This is a genomic window from Treponema endosymbiont of Eucomonympha sp., from assembly GCF_001028545.1.
In genome coordinates this window covers 1-440 of sequence record NZ_BBPW01000667.1, presented here as the reverse complement: position 1 = coordinate 440, position 440 = coordinate 1, and the positions used below count along the sequence as shown (strand labels likewise).

At 53.4% G+C, this 440-nt stretch carries 1 protein-coding gene; it reads left to right on the top strand.

Annotation, left to right across the window (positions count from 1 at the left end; all coding sequences use genetic code 11):
* The first annotated feature begins 39 nt into the window (after positions 1 to 39).
* Positions 40 to 408 carry a transposase gene (locus AWU74_RS08550; RefSeq protein WP_162505127.1) on the top strand — a complete coding sequence of 123 codons (369 nt, stop codon included), beginning with the start codon at positions 40 to 42 and terminating at the stop codon, positions 406 to 408.
* Positions 409 to 440 lie beyond the last annotated feature (32 nt).

The window sequence follows — 440 nt, the reverse complement described above, 5'->3', positions numbered from 1 at the left end:
CACGGGTAACGCTCTTGCCAAAGGCACGCGGCTTAAGCTATACTCTCTCTTGCTATCGGGCCTATAGCTCAGTCGGTTAGAGCTGCGGACTGTAGCCAGGCGCCTCTCCTTATGGAGGATTTGGAGGCGGAAGCGTTCCTTGCGGACAAAGCGTATGACACGAACGAACTGCTCGATATGCTTAAGGAAGCGGATATAACAGCCGTCATCCCTCCGGTTAAAAGCCGGAAAGAGCAAAGAGCGTACAGTCATGAACTGTATCGGGCGCGGCACGTCATTGAAAACGTCTTCCGCGCCCTCAAACGCTGGCGCGGAATCGCTACGCGCTACGCAAAGCTCACCGCTTCCTTCATCGCCGCCATTCATGTCAGGTGTTTATTCCTCTATCTTCCAGTCCACACTACCTAGGTGAGCGGTATGCTGGAAGTAAAGAACTTCAA